Annotated in this window: 18 protein-coding genes; 10 read left to right on the top strand and 8 right to left on the bottom strand. The window is 73.3% G+C overall.

What is annotated here, in order from left to right; genetic code table 11:
• Window positions 1-8: 8 nt before the first annotated feature.
• The gene (locus HD595_RS18245; protein ID WP_253770570.1) at window positions 9-518 is read right to left on the bottom strand and encodes a luciferase domain-containing protein; all 510 of its coding nucleotides are present in this window, start codon (window positions 516-518) and stop codon (window positions 9-11) included.
• Between the two features lie 86 nt (window positions 519-604).
• Between HD595_RS18245 and HD595_RS18240 the strand changes: the two genes are divergently transcribed.
• The 3 genes from HD595_RS18240 to HD595_RS18230 all read left to right on the top strand — a co-directional run bounded on the left by HD595_RS18240 (window position 605) and on the right by HD595_RS18230 (window position 1,986).
• Complete coding sequence (locus tag HD595_RS18240) at window positions 605-988, top strand: winged helix-turn-helix transcriptional regulator (protein WP_253770567.1); 384 nt, start codon at window positions 605-607, stop codon at window positions 986-988.
• Between the two features lie 150 nt (window positions 989-1,138).
• On the top strand, window positions 1,139-1,561 hold the full coding sequence (locus HD595_RS18235; RefSeq protein ID WP_253770565.1) for a hypothetical protein: 423 nt from the start codon (window positions 1,139-1,141) through the stop codon (window positions 1,559-1,561).
• Entirely contained in the window at window positions 1,486-1,986 is a 501-nt protein-coding gene (locus HD595_RS18230; RefSeq protein WP_253770563.1) for a hypothetical protein, read from the top strand. The genes HD595_RS18235 and HD595_RS18230 overlap by 76 nt, the downstream gene beginning before the upstream one ends.
• 128 nt (window positions 1,987-2,114) lie before the next feature.
• Here the strand turns inward: HD595_RS18230 and HD595_RS18225 are convergent, their stop codons facing one another.
• The 3 genes from HD595_RS18225 to HD595_RS18215 form a co-directional block, all read right to left on the bottom strand.
• A complete protein-coding gene (locus HD595_RS18225) occupies window positions 2,115-3,542 on the bottom strand; it encodes an MFS transporter (protein ID WP_253770562.1) in 1,428 nt (475 codons plus the stop codon).
• Between the two features lie 152 nt (window positions 3,543-3,694).
• Window positions 3,695-4,657: a M56 family metallopeptidase gene (locus tag HD595_RS18220; RefSeq protein WP_253770560.1), complete on the bottom strand. Its 963-nt coding sequence runs from the start codon at window positions 4,655-4,657 to the stop codon at window positions 3,695-3,697.
• On the bottom strand, window positions 4,654-5,025 hold the full coding sequence (locus HD595_RS18215) for a BlaI/MecI/CopY family transcriptional regulator (protein ID WP_301309534.1): 372 nt from the start codon (window positions 5,023-5,025) through the stop codon (window positions 4,654-4,656). Before HD595_RS18215 ends, HD595_RS18220 begins: the two co-directional genes overlap by 4 nt.
• Window positions 5,026-5,128: 103 nt before the next feature.
• Here HD595_RS18215 and HD595_RS18210 point away from each other — a divergent pair, with 103 nt between their 5' ends.
• Window positions 5,129-5,809 (top strand): hypothetical protein, encoded by a 681-nt coding sequence (locus tag HD595_RS18210; RefSeq protein WP_253770558.1) that lies wholly within the window; start codon window positions 5,129-5,131, stop codon window positions 5,807-5,809.
• Window positions 5,810-5,866: 57 nt separating this feature from the next.
• Window positions 5,867-6,508 (top strand): DUF305 domain-containing protein, encoded by a 642-nt coding sequence (locus HD595_RS18205; RefSeq protein WP_253770555.1) that lies wholly within the window; start codon window positions 5,867-5,869, stop codon window positions 6,506-6,508.
• A 42-nt stretch (window positions 6,509-6,550) separates the two neighbouring features.
• Here HD595_RS18205 and glpK (HD595_RS18200) read toward each other — a convergent pair whose 3' ends face one another.
• The gene (glpK, locus tag HD595_RS18200; protein WP_253770553.1) at window positions 6,551-8,059 is read right to left on the bottom strand and encodes a glycerol kinase GlpK; all 1,509 of its coding nucleotides are present in this window, start codon (window positions 8,057-8,059) and stop codon (window positions 6,551-6,553) included.
• Window positions 8,060-8,090: 31 nt separating this feature from the next.
• Window positions 8,091-8,858 carry an IclR family transcriptional regulator gene (locus tag HD595_RS18195; RefSeq protein ID WP_175590089.1) on the bottom strand — a complete coding sequence of 256 codons (768 nt, stop codon included), beginning with the start codon at window positions 8,856-8,858 and terminating at the stop codon, window positions 8,091-8,093.
• 303 nt (window positions 8,859-9,161) lie between these two features.
• Here HD595_RS18195 and HD595_RS18190 point away from each other — a divergent pair, with 303 nt between their 5' ends.
• The 5 genes from HD595_RS18190 to HD595_RS18170 all read left to right on the top strand — a co-directional run bounded on the left by HD595_RS18190 (window position 9,162) and on the right by HD595_RS18170 (window position 14,705).
• Window positions 9,162-9,989: an MIP/aquaporin family protein gene (locus HD595_RS18190; RefSeq protein ID WP_253770550.1), complete on the top strand. Its 828-nt coding sequence runs from the start codon at window positions 9,162-9,164 to the stop codon at window positions 9,987-9,989.
• 34 nt (window positions 9,990-10,023) lie between these two features.
• Window positions 10,024-11,541 carry a glycerol kinase GlpK gene (glpK, locus tag HD595_RS18185; RefSeq protein WP_253770548.1) on the top strand — a complete coding sequence of 506 codons (1,518 nt, stop codon included), beginning with the start codon at window positions 10,024-10,026 and terminating at the stop codon, window positions 11,539-11,541.
• Between the two features lie 88 nt (window positions 11,542-11,629).
• On the top strand, window positions 11,630-13,351 hold the full coding sequence (locus HD595_RS18180) for a glycerol-3-phosphate dehydrogenase/oxidase (RefSeq protein WP_253770546.1): 1,722 nt from the start codon (window positions 11,630-11,632) through the stop codon (window positions 13,349-13,351).
• Between the two features lie 193 nt (window positions 13,352-13,544).
• Window positions 13,545-13,895, top strand: coding sequence for an STAS domain-containing protein (locus HD595_RS18175; RefSeq protein ID WP_253770544.1), 351 nt, complete (start codon window positions 13,545-13,547; stop codon window positions 13,893-13,895).
• A gap of 45 nt (window positions 13,896-13,940) precedes the next feature.
• A complete protein-coding gene (locus HD595_RS18170; protein WP_253770542.1) occupies window positions 13,941-14,705 on the top strand; it encodes a PIG-L family deacetylase in 765 nt (254 codons plus the stop codon).
• A gap of 11 nt (window positions 14,706-14,716) precedes the next feature.
• Here the strand turns inward: HD595_RS18170 and HD595_RS18165 are convergent, their stop codons facing one another.
• Both HD595_RS18165 and HD595_RS18160 read right to left on the bottom strand, forming a co-directional pair.
• Entirely contained in the window at window positions 14,717-16,312 is a 1,596-nt protein-coding gene (locus HD595_RS18165; protein WP_253770540.1) for an ABC transporter permease, read from the bottom strand.
• A complete protein-coding gene (locus HD595_RS18160) occupies window positions 16,309-17,238 on the bottom strand; it encodes an ABC transporter ATP-binding protein (protein WP_253770538.1) in 930 nt (309 codons plus the stop codon). Before HD595_RS18160 ends, HD595_RS18165 begins: the two co-directional genes overlap by 4 nt.
• Between the last annotated feature and the right edge of the window lie 47 nt (window positions 17,239-17,285).

Genomic DNA, 17,285 nt, shown 5'->3' with positions numbered 1-17,285 from the left:
CATGGTGGTCACTCCGTTTCCGTGGAAGGTGTCGCAGAAGAAGTCGCGGAAGACGCGGCGGCCTGGCGCCAGGAGGCGCGCAGGACGGCGATGGCGAGGGCCAGCTCGGCCTCGTCCCGGGGGGCGTAGAGCATCACGATCGTGTCGGGCCACTCGGGGCGCCGGCTGATCGGATGCGGTTCGACCCACCCGGCCCGCTCCAACGGTTCGATGAGCGGCCCCGGCACCGTGAGATGGAGGAATCCAGCGCGGTGGATGTGCCCGAACTCGTCGCGGCTGGGGTGCAGGAACGCCGCCCATGGCCCCGCCGGTTCGTGCAGCCGCAGCGCCAGGGAGGCGGGCTCGGAGACCTGGCTGGGGCCGGTGAACACGCCCGCCAGCGTCTGCGCCTCCGCCACCAGGGCGGCCCTGATGTGCGGCGGGGAGAACTGGTCGAGCTGATCGTGCGGGATCTCCAGGCCCGTGGTCCGCGGGCGAGGGCCGGAACGGGATGGGGGGTCGGTCAGGTCGATGGTCATCGCAACAGCACTTTCTGTGCGCTGGTTACTTCTTGTGCGTATGGCCGAGTCTGGTCCACAATGCCGCCATGGCGGAAGAAGGCACTTTGACCCGCGCAAGGCACACCGATGTGCGCGAGACCATCGGCGACGACCACCCCACCTGCCGGCTGCGCGACGTCCTCGACCGCGTCGGCGACAAGTGGAGCGTGCTGGTGATGGACCTGCTCGGCGACGGCCCCAAGCGCTACTCCGAGCTGCAGCGCTCCATCGCGGGCATCTCCCAGCGCATGCTCACGCTCACCCTGCGTAGCCTGGAGCGCGACGGCCTGGTGGAGCGCACCGTCACCCCCACCTCGCCGCCGCGGGTGGACTACGCCCTGACCCCGGTGGGGCGGACGCTGTCGTCCCAGGTCTCCGGGCTCATCGTCTGGGCGCGGCAGCACCGCGACTATGTGGCCGCCTCCCGCGCGCGCTACGACGCGTCGTAACCGCATCGCGGTTTCCGAACACCAATTCGGATCTTCTCTTCACGGAGCGCCTCGCGACAATTACGATCTTCCTGCCGGCCGACACCCGACCGGAATTGTCCTGCCGACGGGACCGTCACGACGACACCCACGACGGAACGAGGAAGATCGATGATGAGACGCAGGCTGCTCGCGCTGGGCATCGGCCTGGGACTGGCGGGAGCCACCGCCGTCGCCGTGCCCGCCGAGGCCGCGGACGTGGTGTCGGCCCCGCTGGCCTCCAGCACGACGGCCGCCCTGCAGGTCGCGAACTTCTGGCTGGCCGACGAAGGCGCCAACCTCAAGAGCGCCACACCCTACGCCCCGCCGAGCGAGATCCGCGGAGAACGCACGTCCGACGCCTTCGTCCCACCCGGCAAGCCCGGCCAGGTCATTCCGGATCCACCGGAGGCGGAAGGCGAGCCGGCGCGGACCTCGGGCAAGGTGTTCTTCGTCGGCGCCGACGGTCAGCCCCGCTGGTGTTCGGGCACGGCCGTGCAGTCGCAGTACCGCAACCTCGTCGCCACGGCCTCGTCTCCTCCTCGGGCACGCTGACCAGCAACGGCAGGCTGGTCGACATCGTCGGCGGGCAGGGCCTCGCCTTCAACCAGGCGACATCCCCGACCGTCGACGTCTTCGGCTACCCCGCCGGCCCGCATCCCGACGGGACCCGGCCCTACACCGGCCAGACCCTCGAACGGTCCACCGGACCGACGTTCGCCATGAGGCTCGACACCCCTCCCGCCGACCAGCCCGCCGGCGTCGACTCCCCGTTCACGGGCGAAGGCTCACTCGGCTCCTCCTGGCTGGAGAGCTACGGCGACGACCAGGGCCTCGGCTACCTCAACGGCATCACGACCGGCGTCTCCGACACCGACGGCGACGGCCGCTACGACACGGGCGTCTCCCCGTACTTCGACAGCGGCCTGTACAACGTCTTCCGCGCCGCGGCCGCCGCCTGGAGCGGTCGCGTCCTCTGAAACGGCTCAGCGGGCCTCCTCCGTGGAGGCCCGCTCACCTATGACCGATAGTAGATAACAGGTATGTGTAGGGGGTAGGGGTATGTCGCGCGGGGACGTCGCCGCCGTCCCCGCGCGACCCCAACCGGTCAGGCCCGGGCCTTCTCGGGCCGGGCGTCCGCCGCGACGGACGCCTTCCGGCCGCGCATGAGGACCAGGGTCAGCGCCCCGCCCGCGGCCGCCACCACGGCGGCGCCGACGAAGGCCGCCCGGAAACCGCCCGTGAGCTGGGACAGGTCGCCCAGCTCGGCGGCCCCGCGCGAGGTGGCGACGGCCGTCATGACCGCGAGGCCGAGCGCCGAGCCCACGTTGTAGGTGGTGTTGACGATGCCCGAGGCCAGGCCGCTCTCCTCCGGCCGCACCCCCGACATGGCGGACATCATCGCCGGGATGTAGGCCAGCGACATGCCCACGGCGGCGATCAGCGAGGCCGGCAGCACGTCGGCGGCGAAGGCGCCGTCGGGCCGGACCAGCGAGAGCACCCCGACCCCGGCCGCGAGCACGAGCATGCCGATCACGATGAGCGGCTTGGCGCCGAAGCGGCCGAGCAGGCGGGCGGTGATGCCGATCATGAAGATCATGATGGCGACCGTCATCGGCAGCAGCGCCGCGCCGCTGGAGAACGCGCCGTAGCCGAGGACCTGCTGCAGGTAGAGGTTGAGGAAGTACCACATCGGGATCCACGCGGCGCCGAGCAGCGCCATCGCGAGGTTGGCGGTGGCCAGCCCGGGGGTGCGCCAGATGCCGAGCGGCATGATCGGCTGCTTGACCGTGCGCTGGACGACGAGGAACGCCGCGAGCAGCACGGCGGCGCCGGCCAGCTCCAGGAGGGTGGCCGGGGCGCCCCAGCCCTGCTCGGGAGCGCGCACGACGGCGAACACGGCCAGGGCGATGCCGCCCGTGACCGCGGCGGCCCCGAGCAGGTCGACCGAGCCGCGCCTGCCCTGGACGGCCGGCAGCAGCGCGGGCACCGCGGCGAGGGTCGCGAGGCCGATGGGGATGTAGACGACGAACACCCAGGGCCAGCTCAGGTACTCGGTGACGACGCCGCCCAGGAACACCCCGGCGGTGCCGCCGGCCGGGGCGGCCGCGCCGTACAACGCCATTGCCTTGCCCAGTTCCCGGGAGTCGTGGCCGAAGAGCATCATGAGCAGGGTCATCGCGGCGGGGGCGATCAGCGCGCCGCCGACGCCCTGGACGGCCCGGCCGAGGATCTCCACCCAGGCCGTCCCGGCGGCCGCGGCGACCACGGAGCCGGCGACCAGGACGACCCAGCCCGCGGCGAAGACCCTGCGGGCCCCCAGCAGGTCGGACAGCCGGCCGCCGAGCAGCAGCAGACCGCCGAAGGCGATCACGTAGGCGTTGAACACCCACTGCAGGCCGCCCTGGGTGAAGCCGAGGTCGCGCTGCATCTCCGGCAGCGCGACGCCGATGATGGAGGTGTCCATGATGACCATGAACTGCGCGGCGGCCAGCACGGTGAGTGCCCACCACCTGCGGGGATTGACGGCGTTCATGCCGCACTCCTGATTCCTCGCACCGTACGGTGCGATCCATCCAATACCCATGGGGGGTATGTCCGACGCCGAGGAAGCTAACATACCCCCCAGGGGTTTGCAAGGAGCCCGCCTCGCGCCCGGCTGGAAGGACGCCTGGCTAGGTCGCCTGGCTAGAAGGAGAGGAAGTCGAGGCAGTGGTGGGCGAGCAGCGACGTCAGGCCCGGGGCCAGGCCGGTCACGGCCGGTCCCGCGAGCAGCAGGCCGACCGCCAGCGCCCCGGTGACGCGCTCGCCCCGCCCGAGCGGCGGCGCGGGGGCGAGCAGCCGCCGCACACGGGCCAGCGCGCTCTCGCCACCGGCCCCCAGGGTGAAGGCGGGCGCGCGGCCGGTGGCCAGGCGCACCAGCGCCGACGCGATGAGCACGCGGGGATGGCGGCGCGCCGCCAGGTCGTCGGCCAGCAGCTCGACCAGCCGGGCGAGCTCCGCCCGGCCCCGCTCGAACAGCGGCATGCCGGGGAACGCCCGGGCGAACGCCTCACCGAAGGCGAGCACGAGGTGGTGCCGGCCGCGCAGGTGCGCCCGCTCGTGGGCGAGCACCGCCGCGGTCTCGTCGGGGCTCAGCTCGCGCAGCGCGGCGGTGGTGATCACCGCTTTGCCCTGCCGCCCGGGCACGCAGTACGCGAGCCGCTCGTCGAAGTCCACGACGATCGCGTCCAGCGCGCCGTCGTGCCGGCCGAGCAGCGCGAGCGCCTCGGCGTGGCGGCGCCGCTCGGCGCGGGCCCCGGCCAGGACGGCGGCGGCGCACCAGGCGAGGCGCGCCATCAGCGCGCCGGCGACGCCCACGCCGGCGAGCGCGGTCGCCGCGGTGAGGCCGGGCCCGTCGGCCAGCACCTCCGCGCACTGCGCGAACAGCTCGGCCAGGCCGTGACCGACCACCGGCGCCGGGACGGCCAGCACGAAGACGGCCGACAGCACGGAGACCACCACCGACACGCAGGCCGCCTGCCACACCATGATCCCCAGCCGGGGAGCGCGCCCGGTCCAGGACGCCCGTCCCAGCAGCCGGGGAAGCGCCACCACGGCGACGACCGCGTAGATCGTCAGCCCGGCGGCCAGGACGGCCGCCACGGTCACGCGCGGCCCCTCGGCGGGTAGACCTTCAACGCCGCCTCCAGGGCGTCGGCCTCCTCGGGCGTCAGGCGCTCCAGGAAGTGGACGAGGGTGGCGGCCTGGTTGCCGCTGCGGGCCAGCGACTCGCGCATGAGGTCGGCGGTGTAGGCCTCCTTGGAGGAGACCGGCCGGTAGATGTACGCCTTGCCGACGGCCTCCCGCGTGAGCAGGCCCTTCGTGTGCAGCTTGTCCATCACGGTCATCACGGTCGTGTAGGCGATCTCGCGCTCGCGGCGGAGGTCCTCCAGCACGTCGCGCACGGACGCCGGCCGGCGGTAGGACCACATGCGGTCCATGATCGTGGACTCCAGTTCCCCGAGACCGCGCACCATGCGAAACCCTCCAGACGGCCAGGCCACCCCATGCTAACGGCTGGCCGCCGCCGCTTCTACTATGGTGCTTAGGGGACGGGGACATCGACGCGGGGGGCGGGCGGTGCGGGGAGCAGGGGGCGAGTGGCGCCGCGGCTCGCGGCTGGCGCTGCTCGTGCTGCTCGTCCTCGGGGTCTGCGGGATGCACACCCTCGGCCACGTCGGCCTCCACCGCTCGCACGGCGGCACGGCGGCGCCCCAGCGGGCGCACGGCGCCACCACGCCGCCCCAGCGGTCGCACGGCGCCACCGCGGCGCCCACGCCGCCGGACCGCGCCAGGCCCGGCCACACGCGGCCGGACCGCACCTGGACGGACCAGACCCGGCTGGCCGGCGACCGGCCGGACCACACGCGGCCGGCCGGCGACCGGCCGGACCTCAACCGCTCCGATCACAACCGGCCAGATCACATCCGGGCGGATCGCACCAGCCCGCGTCACACCGGCCCGGGTCACACCGGCCCGGATCGCACCGGCCCGGATCGCACCGGCCCGGGTCAAACCGGGCGGCACGCCGCCGGCGCGGCGTCCTCCGCCGGCGGGCAGTTGCCCGACCTCGACCCCGGAAGCGTGTGCCTGGCCGTCCTGACCTCGCTCCTGCTGTTCCTGGCTGCGGCGGCGCGGGCCCGCGCCGGCCGGGGGAGGCGGACCCCCGACGCCGCCGGGCAGGTCGCGGGCCGGACCGCCCGGCCGCCGCCCCGCCCCCTGTCGCTCCGGCTCGCTCGTCTGTCGGTGCTGCGCATATAGGCCGGTCGCCGCGCGACCACGGCCATGCACGCACACCACGACAGGAGTCACTCCACCATGTCCACGAACCGTTCCGTATTCGCACGCCTCACCTTCACGGCCGCCGCCGGAGCCGGCGCGCTCGTCCTGCTCACCGCCTGCGGCGGCGCCGGCACCGCCTCCACGCCGGAGCGCGGCGCGCCGGCCGCCACTGCCGCCGCCACCGCCGCGGCCACGACGTCCCCCTCCGCGCCCGGAGGCTCGTTCGACGACGCGGACGCAATGTTCGCGCAGATGATGATCCCCCACCACCGGCAGGCCGTCGAGATGGCCGACCTGGCCGCGACCCGGGCGAGCGATCCCGAGGTCAGGAAGCTGGCCGCCACCATCAAGGCGACCCAGGACCCCGAGATCACGACCATGCGCGGCTGGCTCAAGGACTGGGGCAAGCCCGAGCCCACCGGCATGGGACACATGGACCACGGCATGCCCGGCATGATGTCCGCCGAGGACATGGACAAGCTCAAGGACGCCAAGGGCACCGCGTTCGACCGGCAGTTCGTCCGCATGATGATCGCCCACCACGAGGGCGCGATCCAGATGGCCGGAACCGAGCTGGCCCAGGGCCGCAACCCCGACGCGCGGAAGCTGGCGCGGAGCATCCAGTCGTCCCAGCAGGCCGAGATCGACCAGATGAAGAAGATCCTCGAACGGCTCTGACGCGCCCCCGCCGGGCGCCCGCCGGAGCGGGCGCCCGAGCGGTCAGCGACGGGGTTGCAGCCAGCCGAACGTGCGCTCCACGGCCCGCCGCCAGTTGTCGTACTCCGACTCCCGGCGGGCCGGATCCATGGCCGGCAGCCACTGGGCGGCCCGGTGCCAGTTGCGGCGCAGGCCCTCCAGGTCGGGCCAGTAGCCGACGGCCAGCCCGGCGGCGTACGCGGCGCCGAGCGACACGGTCTCGGCGACCATGGGCCGCACGACCGGGACGTCCAGCACGTCGGCGATGCACTGCATGAGCAGGTTGTCGGCCGTCATGCCCCCGTCCACCTTGAGACCGCGCAGGGCGAGCCCGGAGTCGGCGTTCATGGCGTCCACGACCTCGCGGGTCTGCCAGGCGGTGGCCTCCAGGACCGCCCGGGCCAGGTGCCCCTTGGTGATGTACGAGGTCAGCCCCACGATCACGCCGCGCGCCTCGCTGCGCCAGTGCGGGGCGAACAGCCCGGCGAACGCGGGCACGATGTAGCACCCGCCGTTGTCGTCCACGGTCTTGGCCAGCGTCTCGATCTCCGGGGCGCTGTTGATCAGGCCGAGGCCGTCGCGGAACCACTGCACGAGCGCGCCGGTGACGGCGATCGGCGCCTCCAGGGCGTACACCGCGGGCTCGGCGCCCACCTGGTAGCCGACGGTGGTGAGCAGGCCGTGGGTGGAGCGGACCGGGTCCTTGCCGGTGTTGAGCAGCAGGAAGCCACCGGTGCCGTAGGTGCACTTGGCCTCGCCGGGGGCGAAGCAGGTCTGGCCGAACAGCGCCGCCTGCTGGTCGCCCAGCGCGGCGCCGATGCGGACGCCCGGCAGGACCGTCCTGGCCACGCCGTACGTCTCCGTCGAGGGCCGGATCTGCGGCAGCATGGCGCGCGGGACGCCGAAGAAGTCGAGCAGGTCGTCGTCCCACTCCAGCGTGGTGAGGTCCATCAGCAGGGTGCGGCTGGCGTTGGTGACGTCGGTGAGGTGCAGGCCGCCGTCCGGTCCGCCGGTGAGGTTCCAGATCAGCCAGGACTCCATGGTGCCGAACAGCACCTCGCCCCGCTCGGCGCGCTCGCGCAGCCCCGGCACCTCATCGAGCAGCCAGCGGATGCGCGGCGCCGAGAAGTACGTGGCCAGCGGCAGGCCGCAGCGCTTCTGCACCATCGACGCCTCCGGGCGGGCGGCCAGCTCGTCGACCAGAGCCGTCGTGCGCGTGTCCTGCCACACGATGGCCCGCCGCAGGGGCACGCCGGTGTGGCGGTCCCACACGAGGGTGGTCTCGCGCTGGTTCGCGATGCCGATCGCGGCGACCTGCTCCAGGCCGACCCCGGCCTGTCTGAGCGCCTCCGGTGCGATGCGTTCAAGGTTGCGCCAGATCTCGACGGCGTCGTGCTCGACCCATCCGGGTTGCGGGAAGTGCTGGCGGTGCTCCCGCTGCGTCACCGACACCAGGCGTCCCTGCTGGTCGAAGATGATGCACCGCGTCGACGTCGTACCTTGGTCGATGGACATCACATAGCGCGTGGCCATGGCGTTCACCTCGGTATGTGGGAAGTGGGTGTCACCAGCGCGCGGCACCGAGGTCCCGGGAGACCGCGCGCGCCGCGTCGCGCACAAACGTCACCAGGGCGGTGTTGGGCTGGCCTTTGGCGTCGCAGATCCGCTCGACGGCCCCGGAGATGCCGATGGCGCCGACCACCAGGCCGCCGTGGCCCCGGATGGGGGCGGCGATGCCCGCCTCGCCCACGGTCATCTCCTCGACCTGGGCGGCCCACCCGACCTCCCGGATGCCCGCGAGGCTGCGGGTCAGGTCCTTGGGAGCGACGATCGTCCGGCGGGTGAAGGCCTCCAGCGGGCCGTTGCCGAGCGCGGCGCCGGCGCCGGAGTCGAAGGCGAGCAGCACCTTGCCGAGGGCGGTCGCGTGCATCGGCATCAGGGAGCCGACGTCGAGGGTCTGCAGGGTGTCGTCGGGGCGGAAGACGTGGTGGACCACGAGGACCTGGCCGTCGAGAACGGTGCCGATCTTGACGGACTCGCAGCTGCGCGCCGCGAGCGCGTCGGCCCAGTTGATGGCGCGGGAGCGGAGCTCGTTGACGTCCAGGTAGCTGGTGCCGAGGTGCAGCAGGGCGGCGCCGAGCTGGTACTTGCCGGTCGCGCTGTCCTGCTCCACGAAGCCGACCAGTTGCAGGGTGCGCAGCAGGCCGTGCGCCGTGCCGCGGGGCAGGCCGAGCGATGTGGCGATCTCGCCCACGCCGAGCTTGCCCGAGCTGCGCGCGAGGAGGCGCAGGATGGCCGCTCCCCGCTGGATGGACTGCACTGGACCTGGCACGGCATCGAGCCTAGTCGGGCGGCGCTCGTTCGACAATGTCGGCGCTGCTCAAAGAAAGATCTACACATATCACCTCATACCACTCAGAATGTGCGCCGGGTCGTAGGCTCAGACCATAATCCCGGATGCCATAGCTGACTAGTGTTCGACATTGTCGGCACCCCGTCGTTGACCCTGTGGTTTTCCTCACTTAGCTTCCAAACAGCCGTGAAGCACTGGGAGCTTCACCGGAGGCCCTGCCTGCGACGACACCTGTTCCCGCCCGAGGACCGGAGCGTGGTGAGGCAGTGTGAGGAGGAAGACATGGCGGAGCGACTGAAAGCCCGTGGGATGCTCGGCGAGTTGGCCGCCGAGTTCGCGGGCACGATGATCCTGATCCTGTTCGGGGTCGGCGTGGTGGCCCAGGTGGTCGCCGGCGGGATCGGCGACCACGACAGCATCGCCTGGGCCTGGGGGCTCGGCGTGACACTCGGCGTCTACGTCGCGGCGCGGATCACCGGCGCCCATCTCAACCCGGCCGTCACCATCGCCATGGCCGCGTTCAAGGGCTTCTCCTGGCGCAAGGTCGGACCGTACGCGCTGGCGCAGACCGCGGGGGCGTTCGTGGCGGCGCTGATCGTCCGCTTCAACTACGCCGAGGTGCTCGCCAAGATCGACCCCGGCCACACCATCAAGACCCAGGGAGTCTTCTCCACCCTCCCCGGCAACGGCACCCTCCCGGTGGACACCTGGGGCGCCTTCCGCGACCAGGTGATCGGCACCGCGATCCTGCTGTTCCTGATCCTCGCCATCACCGACGTGCGCAACAACGCGCCCCTCGCCAACCTGGCCCCGGTCGTCGTCGGCCTGCTCGTCGTGGCCATCGGCATGGCCTGGGGCACCAACGCCGGCTACGCCATCAACCCGGCCCGCGACTTCGGCCCGCGCCTGGCGTCGTTCCTCACCGGCTACCACACGGCCTGGCGGGACCAGTACGGCCAGCTGTACTTCTGGGTGCCGATCGTGGCGCCCGTCATCGGCGGCCTGGTCGGCGCCGGCCTCTACCAGGCCCTGGTGGGGCGGTTCCTGCCGATCGAAGATGAGCCTGAGCCCGGCCGCGTGCCGGCCAAAGAGTCCTACGAGACCGTCTGACCACCCCACCCCCCATCCGAGGAGGCACGATTCCATGCCGGACTTCGTCGGCGCCGTCGACCAGGGAACGACGAGCACCCGCTTCATGATCTTCGATCACGGCGGCAACGAGATCGCCCGCCACCAGCTCGAACACGAGCAGATCCTGCCGCGCGCCGGCTGGGTGGAGCACAACCCCACGGAGATCTGGGAGCGCACCCGGGCGGTCATCCAGACCACGCTGAACAAGGCGAACCTCGTGGCCTCCGACCTGGCCGCGCTCGGCATCACCAACCAGCGCGAGACCTCCGTGGTCTGGAACCGCACCACCGGCCGGCCGTACTACAACGCCATCGTCTGGCAGGACACGCGCACGGACCGGATCGCCTCGGCGCTGGAGCGCGACGGCAGGGGCGACGTCATCCGCGCCAAGGCCGGACTGCCGCCCGCGACGTACTTCTCCGCCGGGAAGATCCAGTGGATCCTGGAGAACGTCGAAGGCGTGCGCGAGGCGGCCGAGGCCGGCGAGGCGATCTTCGGCACCACCGACACGTGGCTGCTGTGGAACCTCACCGGCGGCCCCGACGGCGGCCTGCACGTCACCGACGTCACCAACGCCAGCCGCACCATGCTCATGGACCTGGAGAAGCTGGACTGGGACGACGAGCTGCTGTCGTTCTTCGGCATCCCGCGGCGGATGCTGCCGGCCATCGTCCCGTCCTCGCACGCCGAGGCGTACGGGCGCACCCGGGAGAGCGGCCCGCTGGGCGGGCAGGTCACGCTCGGCGGCGTCCTCGGCGACCAGCAGGCCGCCACCGTCGGCCAGGTGTGCTTCGAGGTCGGCGAGGCCAAGAACACCTACGGCACGGGCAACTTCCTGCTGCTCAACACCGGCACCACCCCGGTCCGCTCGAAGAACGGCCTGCTCACCACGGTGTGCTACCAGTTCGGCGCGGAGGCCCCGGTGTACGCGCTGGAGGGCTCCATCGCGGTGACCGGCTCGGCCGTGCAGTGGCTGCGCGACCAGCTCGGCATCATCTCCGGGGCCGAGCAGAGCGAGTCGCTGGCCCGGCAGGTCGAGGACAACGGCGGCGTGTTCTTCGTGCCCGCCTTCTCCGGCCTGTTCGCGCCGTACTGGCGCTCCGACGCCCGCGGCGCGATCGTCGGCCTGTCGCGCTACAACAACAACGCGCACATCGCCCGCGCCACGCTGGAGTCCATCTGCTACCAGAGCCGCGACGTGGTCGAGGCGATGCGCCAGGACTCCGGGGTCACCCTCGACGTGCTGCGGGTGGACGGCGGCGTCACCGCCAACGACCTGTGCATGCAGATCCAGGCCGACATCCTCGGCGTCCCGGTCTCCAAGCCCGTCGTGGCGGAGACGACCGCGCTGGGCGCCGCCTACGCCGCGGGGCTCGCCGTGGGCTTCTGGAAGTCCACCGACGAGCTCAAGCAGAACTGGCAGGAGGACCGCCGCTGGCAGCCCGCCTGGTCGCAGGAGCAGCGCGACGGCGGCTACGCCACCTGGAAGAAGGCCGTCACCCGCACGCTCGACTGGGTCGACGTCGGCTGAGCCGGCCGACCACCCGGGCCGCGGTCCGCGCACGGCCGCGCGGATCGCGGCCCAGGGCCCGCCTGACTTTTCGAGAAGGAGCTCTACTGTGACATCTGTACCGCTGGGACCCGCGTACCGCGCGGAGACGCTGCGGCGGCTGGGCGACGACGAGTTCGACGTGCTGGTCGTGGGCGGTGGCGTCGTGGGCGCCGGCGCGGCGCTCGACGCCGTGTCCCGCGGCCTGTCGGTCGCGCTGGTGGAGGCGCAGGACTGGGCCGCCGGCACGTCGAGCCGGTCGAGCAAGCTCGTCCACGGCGGTCTGCGCTACCTCGAACAGCTCGACTTCAAGCTGGTCAGGGAGGCCCTCAAGGAGCGCGGCCTGTTGCTGACCCGGCTCGCGCCCCATCTGGTGCGCCCGGTGCCGTTCCTGTTCCCGCTGAAGCACCGGCTGTGGGAGCGGTTCTACGTGGGCGCCGGCATCGCGCTGTACGACATGCTCGACGGCCGGCGGATCCTGCCGCGGCACCGGCACATGAGCCGGCGGGGCGCGCTGGCCGCCGCGCCCTCGCTCAGCCCGGAGGCGCTCGTCGGCGCCGTCCAGTACCACGACGCCCAGGTGGACGACGCGCGGTTCGCGATGACGCTGGCGCGCACCGCCGCGCAGTACGGCGCGGCCGTCGCGACCAGGGCCCGCGTGACCGCGCTGGTCCGCGACGGCGAGCGCGTGACCGGGGCCCGGGTGGCGGACCTGGAGGACGGGCGCGAGATCGTGGTGCGCGCCCGCCAGGTGATCAACGCCACCGGCGTCTGGACCGACGAGACCGCGCGGATGGCGGGCACCAAGGGCGGCCTGCGGGTCAGGGCGTCCAAGGGGGTCCACATCACGGTCCCGCGCGACCGGATCACCCTGCACACCGGCCTGATCCTGCGTACGGAGAAGAGCGTGCTCTTCACCATCCCGTGGGGCCGGCACTGGATCATCGGCACCACCGACACGGACTGGAACCTCGACAAGGGCCGTCCCGTGGCCAGCCGGGCCGACATCGAGTACCTGCTCGACCAGGTCAACAAGGTGCTCGCGACGCCCCTCACCCACGAGGACATCGACGGCGTCTACACGGGCCTGCGCCCGCTCCTCGCCGGTGACGCCTCCGACACCGCCAAGCTGTCCAGGGAGCACACCGTCGCCCGGCCCGCGCCGGGGCTCGTCGTCATCGCCGGCGGCAAGTACACGACGTACCGGGTCATGGCCAAGGACGCCGTGGACGTGGCGGCGCGCGAGCTGGGCTCGGCCGTGCCGCGCTCGGTCACCGACCGGCTGCCGCTGCTCGGGGCCGAGGGGTTCGAGGCGCTGCGCAACGGCCGCGCCCGGCTGGCCGCGCGCGCCGGGGTGGACGTCGCCCGCGTCGAGCGCCTGCTCGGGCGTTACGGCTCGGCCGTCGAGGACGTCCTCGGCCTGATCGAGGAGGACGCGTCCCTCGGGGAGCCGCTGACCGGGGCGGCCGACTACCTGCGGGCCGAGGCGCTGTACGCGGCCACGCACGAGGGTGCGCTGCACCTGGAGGACGTGCTGGTGCGCCGTACCCGCATCTCCATCGAGGAGCGCGACCGCGGCGTGGCCGCGGCGGCCGAGGTGGCCGCGATCGTCGCCCCGGTGCTCGGCTGGGACGAGGAGGACGTGCGGCGCGAGACGGAGCGCTACCGGACCATGGTGCACGCGGAGATGTCCGCGGAGCTGCAGCCCGACGACGTGTCGGCGGTGGCGGCCCGCGCGGAGATCTTCGAGGAGGCGGGCCCTCGCGCCGACGATCGGGCGGTCGGCGTCTGACGGCCGGGGCCGGTGGGCGTCCCGGGGCCTGCGGTAGGGTCCCGGGACGCCCGCCGCGCCCGACACCGGAGGGATCCTCGTGACCGTTTCCGGCAAGCCGTGGAGCCGGGCGGAGGTGTGCGGATAAGCTGGACGCTATCCCCGCTGGTCAAGGGTGGCGACGGCATCGACACGGCGACGGAGAGGCAGTGCCATGGCACGCCTGGTGATCGATATGGAGCGGCACGGCGACGTCGACGTGGTTCGCCTGACCGGTGAGCTGGACATGAGCTCCCAGCACCTGCTGATCGCGGCCCTGGCCGGGCCGCTGGCCTCGGAGCGGCCCCGGATCGTCCTCGACACGGCCGGGCTGCGCTTCTGCGACTCCAGCGGGCTGTGGCAGCTCATCGACAGCCAGCGCCGGGCGGAGAGCCGCGGCGGCGGCCTGCGCCTGGTCGGCGTGCGCGGCGTGCTGGCCCGGCTGCTGACCATCACGCAGCTCGTCGACCAGTTCCCGCCCTACGGCTCCCTGGAGGACGCCTGCCACTGGTCGTCCCTGCGCTGAACCCGCCGCTACGATGGCCGTCCAGCGATCTTGAAGGAGGGCATCGTGGCGGGGTTCGGGGTGCTGGCGGTCCACGCCCATCCGGACGACGAGGCGATCTGGACGGGCGGCACGCTGGCCAGGTGCTCCGCCGAGGGCGCCCGCACCGCGGTCGTCACCTGCACCTGGACGGCGGGCACCGTGCGGGCCGGCGAGCTGGAGCGCTCGCTGGACATCCTCGGCGCGGGCGAGCCGCGGCTGCTGGGCTACGCCGACGCGAACAAGCCCGAGTCGGCGCCCGGCGCCCCGCGCTTCCTCGACGCGCCGTTCGACGAGGCCGTCGGCCGGGTGGTGCGGCACATCAGGGAGTTCAGGCCCGACGTCGTGCTGACCTACGACGGGTACGGCGCCTACGGGCACCCCGACCACGTCCACGTCCACCGCGTCACCCTGGCGGCGGTGGAGGCGGCCGGGTACGACCAGCTCTACCCGGACGCGGGCGAGCCCTGGTGGCCGCGGGCCCTCTACCTGGCGGTCATCCCCCGGTCGGTGGTGGTGTCGCACTGGCGTGCGGTGTTCGGCGCGGACCCCGAGCCGGGGCAGACGCTGCCGGGCGTGCCCGACGACCGGGTCACGACGACGCTCGACATCGCGCCGTGGGGCGAGCACAAGTGGGCGGCCATGCACGCGCACCGGTCGGAGCTGGAGCGGGGCGCGTCGATGACCCTGCTGACCGCCCTGCCCGAGCCGGCGCGCGCCCAGCTCCTCGGCACCGAGTGGTACCGCCGCGTCGGCCACACCGGCCCGGCCGAGACCGCCCTCACCGCCTGACCGGAGCCCCGTCAGCCCAGGTCGCGGCGGCGCAGGGCGAGCAGGCCGCCGCCGACGAGGGCCGCCGTGAGCGCGAACAGCAGCAGGTACGGCCCGGCGTCGAAGGAGCCGTCCCCGAACACGTCGGGGACGTAGTGGAACGGTTCCAGCGGCGTGCCGGCCCACATCCCGTACAGAGGGCCGGCGAGCTGGCCGAGCACGGCGGTCAGGATCCAGACCGCCCACGAGACCGCCACGCTCGCCCGTGGGAGCAGCCCGTACGCGAGCACCCCCGCGGCGCCGACGGACCACACCGCGGGGACGTGGCTCAGCATCCCGGCCAGCACCCGTGGCGGGTCGGCGGCGAGGTCGCCCACGAGGAGCCCGTAGAGCACGCCGTGGACGACCCCGGCGACGGCGAGCAGCGCGGCGGAGCCCAGCCCGGCCAGCGCCAGGTGGCCGCCCGCCCAGCGCAGGCGGGTCAGCGGCGTGGCCAGCAGGGTCTCCGCCCGGCCGGAGGTCTCCTCCGAACGCAACCGCCGCACCATGAGCACCGGGTAGAGCGCGATCACGTGGGCGAAGATCAGCGTCATGTACCGCTGGTAGACGTCGAGCGCTCCCCCGGTGGGCCCGCCCATGTTCCGTAGCAGGCCCTGGGCGATCCCGGGCATGGCGGCGAGCTGGCCGGCGAGGGTGCCCGCCCCGGCCGTCGCGATGGCAAGGACCGCGACGCCGGCCGCCCAGCGCGCGAGCAGGCCGCGGTGCAGCCGCCAGGCCGTGCCCACCGGGCCGCGCGGTCCGGGGGCGGAGGCGGGGCCGAGCCGTTCGGGCACCATGCCCGCGCCGAGGTCGCGCCGGTCGAGCAGCGCGTACGCGAGGGCGCACAGCGCGGCGGCCACCCCGGCCGACAGGCCGAGCAGCCACCACCGCTCGTCCTGGTAGGGCCGCACGAGGTGGCCCCAGCCGATCGGGGACAGAGCCTTCAGCCAGTACTGCCGCGTCGCGTCCCCGATGTACCGCATGACGTAGGCGACGCCGAGCGTGAACAGGCCGATCGTCGTGGCGGTGCGGGCGGTGCGCGAGAGCTGGACGGCCACCGCGGCCACGCCGGCGAACACCCATCCCACCGCCGTGATCGCGGCGCCGTAGGCGGCCGAGCCGACGGGTTCGAGGCCGGCCGCGACCAGCGCGAGCGCGGTGAGCAGGCCGCCGAGCAGGCTGGTCCCGGCGGCCACGAGCAGCGCGGCCGTCAGCGGGGCGCGGCGGCCGGTTCCGGCCGCGCGCAGCAGCTCGGCCCGGCCCGCGTCCTCCTCCGCGCGGGTGTGCCGGACGACGCACATGACGGCCGCGAAGGCACTGGCCACGTAGAGGAACCCGCCGCTGCGCCAGGTCGCGAGGACGTCGAGGCGCGGCTCGACGAAGCCGCCGCCGAGCGCCTGGAAGAAGGTGTTCCTGGAGATGACGGCGGTGTAGGCCGCCTTGACGGCGTCGGTCGGCATGACCCGCTGGATGTACCCGATCAGCAGCAGGGCCATGGACATGTTCAGCGCGATCCACCAGGGCGCGACGGCCCGCTCCCGGCGCAGCGCCAGCCCGGCCAGCGTGCGGGTGCCGGCGAGCGCGCTCATCGGGCCGCCCCCGCGGACCCGACCGCCCCGGCGGCCTCGGTGGTGTGGCTGTAGTGGCGCAGGAACAGCTCCTCCAGGCTGGGCGGCCTGCTGACCAGACCGCGCACGCCCGCCTCGGCCAGGCAGCGCAGCGCCGCGTCCAGGGCGGGGGCGTCGGCGTCGAAGACCACCCGGCCGCCGTGGACGCGGACGTCGTGGACGCCGGGCAGGGCGGCGAGCCCGTGCGGCGGGCCGGCGAGGTCGGCCTGGACCGAGGTGCGGGTCAGGTGCCGCAGGTCGGCGAGCGTGCCGGTCTCGACCGTGCGCCCGTCGCGGACGATGGTGACCCGGTCGCACAGGGCCTCGACCTCGGACAGGATGTGGCTGGAGAGCAGCACGGTGCGGTCGCCGCGGCGCAGCTCCTCGCGCAGCGTCTCGCGGAAGACCTCCTCCATCAGCGGGTCCAGCCCGGAGGTCGGCTCGTCGAGGATCAGCAGCTCCGCGTCGCCGGACAGGGCCGCGACGAGGGCGACCTTCTGGCGGTCGCCCTTGGAGTAGGCGCGGGCGCGCTTGCGCGGGTCAAGGTGGAAGCGCTCCAGCAGCTCCCGCCTGCGCGCGCGGTCGAGGCCGCCGCGCAGCCCGCCGAGCAGGTCGATCACCTCCCCGCCGGTCAGGCCGGGCCACAGCGTGACGTCGCCGGGCACGTACGCCAGGCGGCGGTGCAGGGAGGTGGCGCGGGTCCACGGGTCCTCGCCGAGCAGCCGCGCGCGGCCCCCGTCGGCGCGCAGCAGGCCGAGCAGGACGCGGATCGTGGTGCTCTTCCCCGCGCCGTTGGGGCCGAGGAACCCGTGGGTCTCGCCCGTGCGCACGGTGAGGTCCAGGCCGTCGAGCGCCCGGGCCGAGCCGAACGCCTTGGTGAGCCCGGACACCGAGATGGCGTCAGTCATGGTGATCTTCCTGAAGAGAGCCGCGGCTGTCCGCATGTGAAGCGGAC

This window comes from Nonomuraea roseoviolacea subsp. carminata (genome assembly GCF_024172185.1).
GTDB lineage: Bacteria > Actinomycetota > Actinomycetes > Streptosporangiales > Streptosporangiaceae > Nonomuraea > Nonomuraea roseoviolacea.
Note: the sequence above shows the minus strand (reverse complement) of the source record. Positions and strands in the feature narration are given on the sequence as shown.